A 13519-nucleotide genomic window follows, 5' to 3' on the forward strand; every position below is an offset into this window, starting at 1 on the left:
GCCCGCGTCGCGGCGAACCGCGAGCGGCCGCGCACGCCACCTGGGGCGCGCCCCCGCGCGAGCAGCGCAACCTCTGAGATTCAACAACGGAATGGAGTCCCCGCATGAGTCCAAGCCGGATCCGGCAAGGACAAGGTGAAGAGGTTGGCAGCTCCGAAACGACTGGGTGGGCGAGCAAAAAAAAGGGCCGGCAATGCCGGCCCTTTCCCTTACCTAGTGATGACCCTCGCGATCAGGCGCTGAAGCCCTGACGCGAGCCGCCGCCGCGGTTGCCGCCGCCGGCCGCGCGGCCGCCGGGACCGCGCGACTGCGGGCCGGCATGGCCGGTCGCGTGGCGCGGGGCCGGCTTGCCGTGCGGGCGGTGGCCCGGCTTGCGCGCGCCGTTGTTGCCGCCGGGACCGCGCGGGTTGGCCCCGCGCGCGCCGGCCGCGTCCGAACCCATGCGGATCGGGCGCAGCGGCTCGAAGCCGTCGACCGTCACCATCTGGATGTCGTCCTTGAGGATGCGCTGGATCTGGCGCAGCAGCTGCGCCTCGTCCGCCGACACCAGCGACAGGGCTTCGCCGGTCATGCCGTTGCGGCCGGTGCGGCCGATGCGGTGCACGTAGTCCTCGGCCACCATCGGCAGGTCGAAGTTGATCACCAGCGGCAGGCTCGGGATATCGAGGCCGCGGGCGGCCACGTCGGTGGCCACCAGGATGCGCGCCTTGCTGGTCTTGAAGTCGCGCAGGGCCTTCTGGCGCTGGGCCTGGCTCTTGTTGCCGTGGATCGCGACGGCCTTCAGGCCGGCTTCCTCGAGCTGCTCGGCCAAGCGGTTGCAGCCGTGCTTGGTGCGGCCGAACACCAGCACCTGGTCGGTGTGGCGGTCGCTGAGGATCTTGACCAGCAGCTCGCGCTTGCGGCCGTTGTCGACCGGGTGCGCCTTGTGGGCGATCGTGTCGGCGATGGTGTTGTTGGCTGCGACCTGCACCTGCTGCGGGTTGCGCATGAACTCCAGCGCCAGCGCCTTGATCTGCGACTCGAACGTGGCCGAGAACAGCAGCGTCTGCCGCTCCTTGGGCAGCTTGGCGAGGATGCGCTTCATCGCGGGCAGGAAGCCCATGTCGAGCATGCGGTCGGCTTCGTCGAGCACCAGCATCTGGACCTCGTCGAGCTTGGCGGTGCCGCGCTCCATGTGGTCGATCAGGCGGCCCGGGGTGGCGACGAGCACGTCGACGCCGCGGCGCAGCGCCTCGACCTGCGGGCTCATGCCGGCGCCGCCGAAGATCGTCGTCACGTTCAGGCGCACGTGCTTGCCGTAGCCGCGCAGGCTGTCGGCGACCTGCACGGCCAGCTCGCGGGTCGGGACCAGGATCAGCGCGCGCGGGCGGCGGAAGCCGTTGACCGGCGTGGTCTTGGACAGGCGGTTCAGCAGCGGCAGGCCGAACGCCGCCGTCTTGCCGGTGCCGGTCTGGGCGCCGCCGAGCAGGTCGTGGCCGGCCATCGCCAGCGGGATGGCCTGCAGCTGGATCGGCGTCGGGGTCAGGTAGTTCTGCTCAACGAGCGCGCGCAGCAACGCGGGCGCAAGCCCGAGGGATTCAAACGTCATGTGGAGCTCCAAAGTCATGGATCCGCGTGCGTAACCGCGGAGTAACCCGGAGCGTTCCCTAGAACCGCGCTGCGAGTAATCGATATGACGGCGCCGGATGCTCCGGGCCGTGTCGGCGCGACGAAAGACGTGCGGGATAAATGCCGGTCGGCGAGCGGTACGCTCAATGCGACGCGGCGGGCAACCTGGGAAACGTACCCCTTGCGGGGAGGCAGCCGTGCGCTGAACGGGGCGGACTCTACGCGAAACCCGCCCAGGCCGCCACCGCGGCGACGCCCCGCCCGTTCAGGCGCGGCGCCCCGCGCGTTCAGACGTCCAGCGACAGGCCCGGGCGGGCCAGCGTCACCTCGACGCCGTAGCGCTCGCCGATTTCGCCGGCCAGCGCCTCGCGGGCCTTGTCCTCGCCGTGCACCAGCGCCAGCGGCGGGTGGCCGCCGGCGCCGTCGTCGATGCCTCCGTACCAGTCCATCAGGCCGTGCTGGTCAGTGTGCGCCGACAGCCCGCCGACGGTGTGGACCTGCGCGTTGACGCGGAAGTCCCGGCGGTGGATGCGCACCCAGCGCGCGCGGTCGACCAGCCGGCGGCCGAGCGTGCCCTCGGCCTGGTAGCCGACGAACACCACGTGCGCCTCGCGGCGGCCGAGGTTGTGCTTGAGGTGGTGGACGATGCGGCCAGCGTTGGCCATGCCGCTGCCGGCGATGATGATCGCGCCGCGCTGGACGCGGTTGATCGCCATCGACTCATCCACGCTCGAGGTCAGGTGCAGGTTCGGCAGGTTGAACGGACTCGGCCGCCCGGCCCATACCTTCCTGGCTTGCTCGTCGAACAGCTCGTGGTGGCGGTCGTAGACGCCGACGACCTTCCCGGCCATCGGACTGTCGAGGAAGATCCGCCAGCGCTCGACGCGCCAGTCGTCCCAGTGCTTGGCCAGCCAGTACAGCAGCTCCTGGGTGCGGCCGACCGCGAACGCCGGGATCAGCACGTTGCCGCCGGTCTTCCACGCGTGGTCGAGGATCTCGCCGATCTCGTGCACCGTCGCCTCGCGCTCGCGGTGGTTGCGGTCGCCGTAGGTCGACTCCATCAGCACCAGGTCGGCGCGCGCGATCGGCGCGGGGTCGCGCAGGATCGGGGAGCCCTTCGGCCCGAGGTCGCCGGAGAACACCAGCCGCCGGCCGTCGGCATCGAGTTCCACCACGCACGAGCCGAGGATGTGGCCGGCCTCGCGGTAGGTCAGGGTCACCCCCGGCAGGATGTCCTCGGGCGCGTCGTACGGGAGCGGCCGCACCTGCGCCATCGCCGCCTCGACGTCGCCGCGGGTGTACAGCGGCAGCGTCTCGGGCTCGCCGCGGCGCAGGTCGCGGTTCGCGCGCTCGGCCTCGCCCTCGGCGATCGACGCGGCGTCGAGCAGCATGATCGGCATCAGGTCGGCGGTGGCGCGCTGGGCGTAGATCGGCCCGCGGTAGCCGCGCTGCACCAGCAGTGGCACGCGGCCGATGTGGTCGATGTGCGCGTGGCTGATCACCAGCGCGTCGATGCCCGACGGCTCGACCGGGAACGGCTCGGCGTTGCGGCGTTCGGCCTCGGGGCTGCCCTGGATCATCCCGCAGTCGATCACGAGCCGGTGGCCGGCTGCTTCGACCTCGTGCAGCGAGCCGGTGACTTCGCCCGCCGCCCCATGGAAGTGCACGCGCATGTTGGTCCGTCCGTCGAAGGTGCCTGCCCGCAGCGTAGCGCAGCGGCCGTGTCGGGCCGACGGGCCGGACAGCGGCCCCGTCGCCTGCCGCATGCGGACCCCGTGACCTTCGACACCCCCGCATCACCCGGATCGGGTCTATTGTCCCGCGGTGCCCCGCCCCGGCGGGCCGTGCTGCCTGCCCGCGCCGTCCCGGCGCGCGCGTCACCGCTACACCGTGGAGTGCCATACGTGAATAAACCGCAAGTTGTGATCCTGTCCCTCGCCGTCGCCGCGGTCCTCGCCGGCTGCAACCGGGCCGACGACGCCGCCGCACCGACCGCCGCCGCGCCCGCCACCGACGCGAATGCCAATGCGTTGAAGCTCGACGAGAGCGTCTTGCCCGGCGTGAACCGCTTCACCGCGGCCGACCTCGACACCACCAAGGACGCGTGCACGGACTTCGGCGGCTACGTCAACGGCAAGTGGCTGGCCGCCAACCAGATCCCGGGCGACCGCACCTCGTGGGGCGCGTTCGAAATGCTCGACGAGCGTTCCACCGCGATCCAGCGCCAGCTCGCCGAGCAGGCCGCGAAGATGGACGGTGCAACCGGTGTCGAGAAGATCGTCGGCGACATCTGGTCGACCGGCATGGACGCGGCCAAGATCAACGAACAGGGCATCAAGCCGATCCAGGGCCACCTCGACGCGATCGCCGCGCTCGACACGCCGGAGAAGATCGCCGAGCACCTGCGCACGACCGCCGCCAAGGGCCAGAACTTCCTGTTCGGCTTCGGCGCCGAGGCCGACTTCAAGGATTCCAAGAACAACATCGCTTACGCCGGCCAGGGCGGCCTCGGCCTGCCGGACAAGGGCTACTACGTCGACGCCGACAAGAAGGACAAGCTGGCCGCGTACGAGCAGCACGTGGCCAAGGTGCTCGAGCTGTCGGGCGTTCCGGCCGCCGACGCCGCCAAGCAGGCCAAGGACGTGATCGCGTTCGAGACCCGCCTGGCCAAGGTGTCGAAGTCCAGCGAGGAGCTCTCGCGCGACGTGTCGCTGTACTACAACCCGATCACGCTGGCCGACGCCGACAAGCTCGCGCCGAACTTCCCGTGGACGAAGTTCTTCGAGTCGCAGGGTGTCGCCGCGCCGGCGATGTTCTCGCTGTCGATCCCGGCCTTCCACGCCGAGGTCAGCAAGATGATCGCCGACGTGCCGGCCGCGCAGTGGCAGAGCTACCTGCGCTTCCACACGGTCGACGGCGCATCGCCGTACCTGTCGGACGCGTTCGTCGAGGAGAACTTCAACTTCTACGCCAAGACCCTGCGCGGCCAGAAGGAGCTGAAGGAGCGCGGCAAGCGCGTGCTCGACACGATCGAGGGCCAGACCGGCGAAGCGCTGGGCCAGATGTACGTCAAGGTCGCGTTCTCGCCGGAGTCGAAGGCGCGCATGGAGACCCTGGTCAAGAACCTCTCGACCGCGCTGAAGGCGCGCATCGAGAACCTCGACTGGATGGGCGACGAAACCAAGAAGAAGGCCATGGAGAAGTGGGCCTCGTTCACGCCGAAGATCGGATACCCGGACAAGTGGCGCGAGTGGAACGGCCTGGCCACCAGCCGCGACAGCTACATCGGCAACGTGCTGGCCGCGACCGAGTTCAACTACAAGTGGCAGCTCGGCAAGATCGGCAAGCCGGTCGACCGCACCGAATGGGGCATGCCGCCGCAGATGGTCAACGCGTACTACAACCCGCTGCAGAACGAGATCGTGTTCCCGGCCGCGATCCTGCAGCCGCCGTTCTTCGATCCGAACGCCACCGACGAGATGAACTACGGCGGCATCGGCGCGGTAATCGGCCACGAGATGATCCACGGCTACGACGACCAGGGCAGCCGCTTCGGCGCGACCGGCAACTTCGAGAACTGGTGGACGCCGGAAGACGCGAAGGGCTTCAGCAGCCGCACCGACAAGCTGGTCAACCAGTTCAACGCGTACGAGGCGGCACCGGGCATGAAGGTCAACGGCAAGCTGACGCTCGGCGAGAACATCGCCGACCTCGGCGGCCTGGCCGTGGCGTACGACGCGATGAAGAAGGCCACCGAAGGCACGCCCGACCCGATGACCGACGGCCTGTCGCGCGACCAGCGCTTCTTCGCGAACTGGGCCACGGTGTGGCGCCGCAACTTCACGCCGGACGAGCTCAAGGTCCGCTTGACCACCGATCCGCACGCGCCGGCGAATTTCCGCGCGATGGGCGCGCCGTCGAACCTGCCGGCGTTCGCCGCGGCGTTCTCGTGCAAGCCGGGCCAGCCGATGGTCCGCCAGGGCGACGACCAGGTGGTGATCTGGTAACCGTACGGACCTGACTCCCGGACGGAAGCCACGGGGGCCCGGCATTGCCGGGCCCCCGTTTTTTTTTTGCGAGCGCGGTTGCGGTGCGGCTCGCCATCGACGGGCAGCAGCCTTCGCGCGCGGGGCGGCGCGGCGTTTGATTGCGCTCACACAGCGCTGGGTACACTCGGCGCTTTCCTGAACGGACGCCCCCGATGACGCCACGCCCGCTCGCCGCCGCCCTCGCCCTCGCACTGGTCGCGGCCCTCGTCGCCCCGCAGGCCGATGCCCAGAAGCGCCGCGCCGCGGCCAAGCCGAAGGCGCCGACCGTGCCGGCCGCGTGCACCGATTTCTATGCCCACGCCAACGCCGACTGGCTGCGCGTCAACACGCTGCTGCCCGGCGTCGGTGCCACCTCCGCGCTCGAGCAGCTTGCCGACCGCGCGCGCCAGCAGGAGATCGACCTGCTGAACTCGGCGATGAGCGCGCCCCGCAACAACGTGGAGAAGCTGCTCGGCGATTTCTGGGCCAGCGGGCTCGACGAAGCGTCGGTCGAGCGCGACGGCGCCAACCCGATCGCGCCGCTGCTGACGCGCATCGGCGCGATCAAGCGCAGCAAGGACGTGCCGGCGGCGATCGCCGCCCTGCACCAGGTCGGCATCCCGGTGGCGTTCACCTTCAGCGCCGACGTCGACCTGCGCGACCTGTCGCGCCACATCGGCTACTTCGGCCAGGGCGGCATCGGCCTGGCCGATCCGGCGTTCTACAACCGCACCGACGCCGAGACGCGCGCGGTGTTGGGCCAGTACGAGGACTACGTCCGCAAGATCCTGACCCTCAGCGGCACGCCGGCCGACAAGGTGGCCGCCGACGCGCAGCTCGTCATCGATCTGGAAACCCGCCTGGCGCGCCTGGCCAAGCCGCTGGCCGACCTGCGCGAGCCGACCCGCAACTACGCGCCGGTGCCGGTCGCCGAGCTCGCCAAACGCTACAAGCGGCTGCAGCTGGCGGACTTCCTGAAGGCGCAGGGCGTCACCGACGACAGCGTGTCGATCGCCAACCCGGACCTGTTCGCGCAGCTCGACCAGCTGGTCGGCACGCTCAAGCCGGCACAGTGGCAGGCGTTCCTGCGCTGGCGCGTCGGCGACGCGATGGCGCCGTACTTGTCGCGGACCTGGCGCGATACCCACTTCGCCTTCCGGGGCCGGCTGATGAGCGGCCTCGATGCGCCGCCGTCGCGGCCGCAGCAGGTCGTCGACGCGATCAACCTCGCCGCCGGCCCAATGCTCGGCCGCGAGTACGTGTCGCGCTACCTGACCGCCGCCCAGCGCACCCGCGCCGAAGAGATCGCCACCCGCGTGCGCGATGCGCTCGGCGCCTCGCTCGCCCGCGACCCGCGCCTGGGCGAAGCCGCGCGGGCCGAGGCGCAGGCCAAGCTCAAGGCGATGAAGATCGAGATCGGCGCCCCGGCGCGAGACCTCGACTACACCGTGCAGCCGATGGGTCGCGGCAGCTTCGGCAGCAACATGCTGATCGCGTCGACGTGGCGCCACCGCGAGGAGATGAAGCGGATCGGCCGCGGCAATGCCGACCGCCGATGGGACGTGCTGCCGCAGCAGCCGGCCCTCGCGTACGACGTCGCCCAGAACCGGCTGATCGTCACCGCCGCGATCCTGCAGCCGCCAGTGCTCGATGCGTCCAAGCCGCTGGCGTCGCAGTACGGCGCGTTCGGTGGACTCGTCGGGCACGAGCTCAGCCACGGCTTCGACGCCGTCGGCCGCCGCGTGGATGCCAAGGGCGAAGTGCGCGACTGGTGGGGCCCGGGCGAGAGCGCGGCGTGGGACACCCTGCGCAACCGCGTCGGCTCGCAGTACGGCAGCTACCCGTACCCCGGGCTCACGGGGATCCGCGTCGACGGCGTGCGCGTGCGCGACATCGCCACTGCGGACCTCGCCGGCGTGGAGCTGGCGCAGGCCGCGTTCCGCGCGGCGCAGCCGACGCAGGACAAGGTCGCGCAGCAGGACTTCTACCGCGGCTGGGCGCAGCTTTGGGCGCAGTCGACCAGCCCGGAAACGGCCGCCCAGCGCGCGGCCACGGGTGCGCATCCGCCCGGCCAGTGGCGCGCTAACGGGCCGCTGATCCAGCAGGCGGCGTTCGGCGAGGCGTTCGGCTGCAAGGCCGGCACCGCGATGCAGGCCAAGCCGGCCGATCGCATCCAGCTCTGGCCCTGAACCGGGCCAGCAGCGCAGACGAAAACGGCGCGGATCCCCGCGCCGTTTTTCTTTGCCGGTGCGCCGCCGCTCAGCGCACGATGCGCGGCCGGTTCGGCGGCTTGCGGGTGAAGGGCGGCTGCCCGCGCCAGTAGCGGATCAGCAGCCACCCGAACAGCATGCCGCCCAGGTGCGCGAAGTGCGCCACGCCGGGCATCGTGCCGGTGATGCCGAGCAGCAGCTCGGCCACGCCGTAGACGATCACCAGCGTGCGCGCCTTCATCGGGATCGGCGGGATCAGCAGCATCACGCGCTGCTGTGGAAACAGCATCCCGTACGCGAGCAGCAGGCCGAAGATGCCGCCGGACGCGCCCACGGTCGGATACGCCTCCCCGCCCTGCGCCATCGTCCACGCGCCGACGAGCAGCTGGCACACCGCGGCGCCGACGATGCAGGTCAGGAAGTACGTCAGGAACCGGCGGTTGCCCCACACGTGCTCGAGCGGCGCGCCGAACATCGCCAGCGCGAGCATGTTGAACAGCAGGTGGGCGATGCTGCCGTGCATGAAGCCGTAGGTCAGCAGCTGCCACGGCAGGAACCCGGTCGGACCGAGGGGGTCGTTGCCGCTGTCCAGCGGCCACAGCTCGAACGGACGCAGCGCCGTGCCGAGCAGCATCTGCAGCACGAACACCAGGCCGTTGGCGATCAGCAGCGCCTTGGTGACGGGGGGAAGGTTGGAGAACATCGCGACTCCTCGGGGCTGCGCACATGGTAGCCGCTGCCGCCGGACCGGACCCGAGGCCGGCCGGAACACGCTGTTGCCGGCCCGACCGCGCGTGCGTCAGTCCGCAGGACCCCAGAACTGTTCGTCCAGCGTCGGCGCCGCGCGCTGCCCACGCACGCGGCCGCCGTCGACGACGACGCCCTCGGCGCGCAGCCGCTGAACCTGTTCGTGGAATCCGGGCGAGTCTCGCGGGAACGCGATGCGACCGTCCGCGCGCAGCACGCGGTGCCACGGCAGCTGGCGATCGCCGCCGACGCCGAGCAGGCGCGCGACCAGCCGCGCGCGACCCGGCAGCCCGGCGCGCCGCGCGACCTCGCCGTAGCCGGCCACCTGCCCGCGCGGGATCGCGCGGATCGCGGCGTAGATGCGTTCGGCGGCCTGCGCGCTGTCCATCGCGGTAGCATAGCCACCGGTCCACGCAAGGAACGTCCCCCGTGCGCAATTTCGAGTCGATCCGCCGGCACCTGCACACCACCGGCTACAACATGACGGTGCACGACGAGGACGTCGTCTGCATCGAGCTGTCGCTCGAACAGGGCACCCGCCACCAGGCGATCTTCCTGTCCGAACTCGACGACGACGACGGTCGCCCGTACCTGCGGGTCAGCACCGCGGTGGCGCCGACCACCGGGCTGGATGCGCGCCGCGCGCTGGTGTTCAACTGGCAGAGCCGCGTGGGTTACCTCGCGATCGGCGACCTCGACGGCGTGCCGTACCTGCAGCTGTGCGAGAACCGGCCGTACGACGGACTCGACGCGTCGGAGGTCGACCGGCTGGTGCTCGAGATCGGCGGCCTCGGCGACCGGATGGAACGGATGCTGTCGGCCGGCGGCGACCTGCTGTAGCGCCCGGCAACGCACGCAACGAAAAGGCCCGCCGAAGCGGGCCTTTTCATCTTCGGGACGGGCGCGCGCGGGTCACGCCCAGCCGGCCGCCACCATCAGCTTGAACAGCAGGTAGGCGACGCCGCCTGCGGCGGGAATCGTCAGGATCCACGCCCAGATCATCTTCTCGACGACGGTCCACTTGATCGCGTTGAACCGCTTGGCCGTGCCGACGCCCATGATCGCGGCGGAGATGTTGTGCGTGGTCGACACCGGGATGCCGAGCGACGACGCGGCCAGGATCACCGACGCGGCGCTGGTTTCGGCGGCGAATCCGTGGATCGGGTGCAGCTTGACCAGCTTGTGGCCGAGCGTCTTGATGATCCGCCAGCCGCCCGCGGCCGTGCCGGCCGCCATGACGATCGCGCAGGTGATCTTGATCCACGTGTCGATGTCGCCTTCGGTCAGCGCGGCTTCGGACGGGTGCACGAACGCCAGCCAGCCTGGCAGGTTGTCGAGCGTGCCCGTCGCCTCGGCGCTGACCAGCGCCAGCGCGATGATGCCCATCGTCTTCTGCGCGTCGTTCATGCCGTGGGCGAAGCCCATGGTCGCGGCGCTGGCGATCTGGAACTTGCCGAAGAAGCCGTTGACCCAGCGCGGCCGCGCCATCCGCGCGAGCACGCCGCCGCTGCGCGCCATCATCGAGATCACGAAGAACAGCACGCCCATCACCAGGAAGCCGGCCATGAAGCCGGCAACCGGCGACGACACCATCGGCACGATGACCTTCCACAGCACGCCGGCGCTCTTGTAGATCGGCTCGGCCGGCTGCGACCAGATGATGGCCGCGGGATTGTTCGAAGCCGCGGCCAGCGCCGCGCCGACCAGCCCGCCGATCAGCGCGTGCGACGACGACGACGGCAGGCCGACGTACCACGTGATCAGGTTCCAGATGATGCCGCCGAGCAGCGCGCACAGGATCAGCTGCGAGCCGACCTCGACGACGCCGACGTCGATCAGTCCGGAGGCGATCGTCTTGGCCACCGCCGTGCCGGCCAGCGCGCCGATGAGGTTCATCGTCGCGGCCAGGCCGACCGCCTGCATCGGCGACAGGACCTTGGTCGCGACGACGGTCGCGATGGAGTTGGCCGTGTCGTGGAAGCCGTTGATGTACTCGAACACCAGCGCGGCGAACACCACGACCAGGACCAGCGTGAGCATTGCGGTCATGGGATCAGGAGTTCTTCAGCACGATTTCGTAGGCCACCACGCCGGCCTCGCGGCAGCGGTCGATCGCCTTCTCGAGGATCTCGAAGAACTCCTTGAGCAGGAACATCTGCAGGTGGTCGAGCTTGCCCGAGTAGATGTCGCGGTACAGCTCGAGCATCAGCCGGTCAGCCTCGTTCTCGATCGAGCGCAGCTTGTCGCTGAGCTCCTTCATCGGCTCGAGCTTGAGCTTGGGCAGCTCGCGCACCATCTGCACGACCACGGCGGACGCCTGCTCGAGCATCGCCGCGCGCGGCGCGAAGTCGATGTGCTCCAGGTGGCGCGTCGCCAGCGAGTAGCGGTCGGCGAACTTCTCGACCTGCTTCGGGATCTTGTACAGCGCCGAGCCTAGCGCCTCGATGTCCTCGCGCTCGATCGGGGTAATGAAGCTGTTGACCAGCTCCTGGCTGATTTTGTCCGACGCCACACGCTCGCGCTGGCGCGCCAGCTTGAACGCGTCGAGCGCCGGCGCGCGGTCGGCGCTCTTGAGCATCGCGTGCAGCGCCTTGGTGCTGTCGTGCGCGGCCACGGCGGCCTCTTCGAGCAGCACGTAGAACTGCTTGCCTTGGCCGAACATCGTTTGCAGGGAGAACATGGGGCGGGCCTCGTCGTGCGCGGCGGGACGGGTGGGAATTCACTCGGGCACGCCCCGGCGAACGACCTCCGGTGCGTACGGCGGGCGCGATTATGACGGTTTTGAGACGGTTGCGTGGCGTGGCGACGGCGTGAACAGGGCGCCTGATAACATCGCGACTGCCCCTGCGCCCCCACCCCGGCGCCCCGCGAACCTCGATGGACGACGACCCCCGAACGCGACGCCCCCGCGCCGCCCTCCTCCCCCGACCCAGCCATCGACGTGACCTGATCGCGCCCGCCGCCGCGGAGCCCGCCGCATGATCGAGCTGCTGGTGGTGATGTTCCTGATCGTGCTCAACGCCTTCTTCGCCCTGTCGGAGATGTCGTTGATGACCTCGCGCAAGCTGCGCCTGCGGCAGATGGCCGAGACCAGCCGTGGCGCGCGCAAGGCCCTGGAACTGGCCGAGTCCCCCGACAACCTGCTGTCGACCGTGCAGGTCGGCATCACCCTGATCGGGGTGCTGACCGGCGTGTTCGGCGGCGACGCAATCGGACTTGCGATTGCCGGCTGGCTCGAGGGCGTGTGGCCCGATGCGCGCGAGTACGCCCGCCCCATCGGCATCGGCACTGCGGTTGGGCTGATCACCGCCGCGCAGGTGATCTTCGGCGAGCTGATCCCCAAGCGTCTGGCGCTGACCAACCCGGAGCGCATCGCGTCGGCCGTCGCGATCCCGCTCGACGGCCTCGCCACCGCGGCGCGGCCGATCGTCGCGACGCTCGGCGCGATCAACCGGCTGGTGCTGCGCATCCTCGGCATCCGCGACGATGCGCGAAGCGAGATCAGCGAAGAGGAAATCCGCCTGCTCGTGACCGAGAGCCACGAGCAGGGCGTCATCGACGCCGACGAGCGCAAGATGATGAACCGCGTGCTGAGCCTCGGCGACCGCACCGCGGAAAGCCTGATGACGCCGCGCATCCGCATCGCGTGGCTCGACGCCGACGCCAGTGCCGAGGACAACCTGGCGACGATGCGCGAGACGCCGTTCTCGCGCTACCCGGTGTACCGCGGCGACGACCAGCACGTGCTCGGCGTGCTCGAGGCCAAGACCCTGATCGGCGCCCTGACCGCGCGCGGTCTGGGCCACGCGCAGCCGGCGCTGTTCGACGCGTTGACCGACACCCTCTTCGTGTCCGAATCGACCCACGCGCTCAAGCTGCTGGAGATCTTCCGCGAGGAGCAGCAGTCGCTGGCGCTGGTGGTCGACGAGTACGGCGAGGTCACCGGCCTGGTCACCGTCAACGACCTGATGGGCGCGGTGATCGGGCGGGTCCAGTCGAACGAGGGCGACGGCGACGCTGCGCCGGTCGTCCAACGCGCCGACGGCTCGTGGCTGATCGACGGCGCGCTGCCGGTCGAGGAGCTGCGCGAGCTGATCGGCGGCGGTCGCCTACCGGACGAGAACGAACATGACTTCCACACCGCGGCCGGCATGGTGATCGCGCACTTCGGGCGCATCCCGCACGTGGGGGAATACTTCGAATGGACGAACTGGCGGATCGAAGTGGTCGACCTCGACGGGCCGCGGATCGACAAGCTGCTGCTGCAGCGGCGCACGGAAACGGTGACCGATGAAGCCGACGGCTAGGCCACGCGTCCAGGAGGCCGGCACGCGTGCGCTGCTGGACGGGTTCGCCACCGGCGACCCGGACGAAATCCTGAAGCTGCAGGACGTGCTGGCCGGGCTCGGCAAGCGCTCGTTCGGGATGCTGCTGTTCGTGTCGACGCTGCCGGCGTTCATTCCGATCCCGGGCGTCGGCGGCGCGATCGGCGGGCCGCTCGTCGTGCTGATCGGGCTGCAGCTGCTGGTCGGGATGCGCAAGCCGTGGCTGCCAAAGATGATCAGCCAGCGCGGGCCGCACCGGCGCACGATGGCGAAGTTCCGCGACCGCATCGCCCCGTGGCTGTCGCGGCTGGAACGCGTGGTCAGGCCGCGCGCGGCCGGCCTGCTGGACCATCGCCTCGCGAGCCTGTTCACCGGCCTGCAGCTGCTGCTGCTCGGCCTGCTGCTGACGCTGCCGATTCCGTTCACCAACTACGTGTTCGGCGCGCTGCTGCTGGTGTTCGCGTTCGCGCTGCTCGAGCGCGACGGACGCCTGATGGGCCTGGCGTGGATCGCCGGCGCCGTCGCGATCGCGGTATTCGGCGTGCTGTCCGGCAGCCTCGCCGCCGCCGCGACGCGCTGGATCGACGTGGTCGTCTGAGGG

General features: G+C 70.1%; 11 protein-coding genes. 5 read left to right on the plus strand and 6 right to left on the minus strand.

What is annotated here, in order from left to right; genetic code table 11:
* Positions 1-232: 232 nt before the first annotated feature.
* Together D3A60_RS10770 and D3A60_RS10775 are read right to left on the minus strand one after the other, a co-directional pair.
* On the minus strand, positions 233-1588 hold the full coding sequence (locus D3A60_RS10770) for a DEAD/DEAH box helicase (protein WP_119718660.1): 1356 nt from the start codon (positions 1586-1588) through the stop codon (positions 233-235).
* 307 nt (positions 1589-1895) lie between these two features.
* Positions 1896-3281, minus strand: a complete 1386-nt coding sequence (locus D3A60_RS10775) for an MBL fold metallo-hydrolase (protein ID WP_119718661.1) — start codon at positions 3279-3281, stop codon at positions 1896-1898.
* 249 nt (positions 3282-3530) lie between these two features.
* Between D3A60_RS10775 and D3A60_RS10780 the strand changes: the two genes are divergently transcribed.
* On the plus strand, positions 3531-5615 hold the full coding sequence (locus tag D3A60_RS10780; RefSeq protein ID WP_196778735.1) for a M13 family metallopeptidase: 2085 nt from the start codon (positions 3531-3533) through the stop codon (positions 5613-5615).
* A gap of 194 nt (positions 5616-5809) precedes the next feature.
* Complete coding sequence (locus tag D3A60_RS10785; RefSeq protein WP_119718662.1) at positions 5810-7825, plus strand: M13-type metalloendopeptidase; 2016 nt, start codon at positions 5810-5812, stop codon at positions 7823-7825.
* 70 nt (positions 7826-7895) lie between these two features.
* On the opposite strand, the gene D3A60_RS10790 is transcribed toward D3A60_RS10785, so the two are convergent.
* Together D3A60_RS10790 and D3A60_RS10795 are read right to left on the minus strand one after the other, a co-directional pair.
* Positions 7896-8549 (minus strand): rhomboid family intramembrane serine protease, encoded by a 654-nt coding sequence (locus tag D3A60_RS10790; RefSeq protein ID WP_119718663.1) that lies wholly within the window; start codon positions 8547-8549, stop codon positions 7896-7898.
* 96 nt (positions 8550-8645) lie between these two features.
* The gene (locus D3A60_RS10795; RefSeq protein WP_119718664.1) at positions 8646-8981 is read right to left on the minus strand and encodes an MGMT family protein; all 336 of its coding nucleotides are present in this window, start codon (positions 8979-8981) and stop codon (positions 8646-8648) included.
* Positions 8982-9022: 41 nt separating this feature from the next.
* Here D3A60_RS10795 and D3A60_RS10800 point away from each other — a divergent pair, with 41 nt between their 5' ends.
* Positions 9023-9433, plus strand: coding sequence for a hypothetical protein (locus D3A60_RS10800; RefSeq protein WP_119718665.1), 411 nt, complete (start codon positions 9023-9025; stop codon positions 9431-9433).
* Between the two features lie 72 nt (positions 9434-9505).
* Here D3A60_RS10800 and D3A60_RS10805 read toward each other — a convergent pair whose 3' ends face one another.
* Both D3A60_RS10805 and D3A60_RS10810 read right to left on the minus strand, forming a co-directional pair.
* A complete protein-coding gene (locus D3A60_RS10805; protein WP_119719083.1) occupies positions 9506-10633 on the minus strand; it encodes an inorganic phosphate transporter in 1128 nt (375 codons plus the stop codon).
* 13 nt (positions 10634-10646) lie between these two features.
* Positions 10647-11273, minus strand: a complete 627-nt coding sequence (locus tag D3A60_RS10810; RefSeq protein WP_119718666.1) for a DUF47 domain-containing protein — start codon at positions 11271-11273, stop codon at positions 10647-10649.
* Positions 11274-11571: 298 nt separating this feature from the next.
* On the opposite strand from D3A60_RS10810, the gene D3A60_RS10815 reads away from it, so the two are divergent.
* Together D3A60_RS10815 and D3A60_RS10820 are read left to right on the plus strand one after the other, a co-directional pair.
* Positions 11572-12900 (plus strand): hemolysin family protein, encoded by a 1329-nt coding sequence (locus D3A60_RS10815; protein WP_119718667.1) that lies wholly within the window; start codon positions 11572-11574, stop codon positions 12898-12900.
* A complete protein-coding gene (locus D3A60_RS10820; RefSeq protein WP_119718668.1) occupies positions 12884-13516 on the plus strand; it encodes an exopolysaccharide biosynthesis protein in 633 nt (210 codons plus the stop codon). Before D3A60_RS10815 ends, D3A60_RS10820 begins: the two co-directional genes overlap by 17 nt.
* Positions 13517-13519: the final 3 nt, after the last annotated feature.

Origin of the sequence: Cognatilysobacter tabacisoli, assembly GCF_003586305.1 — a bacterium.
Classification (GTDB): Bacteria; Pseudomonadota; Gammaproteobacteria; order Xanthomonadales; family Xanthomonadaceae; genus Cognatilysobacter_A; species Cognatilysobacter_A tabacisoli.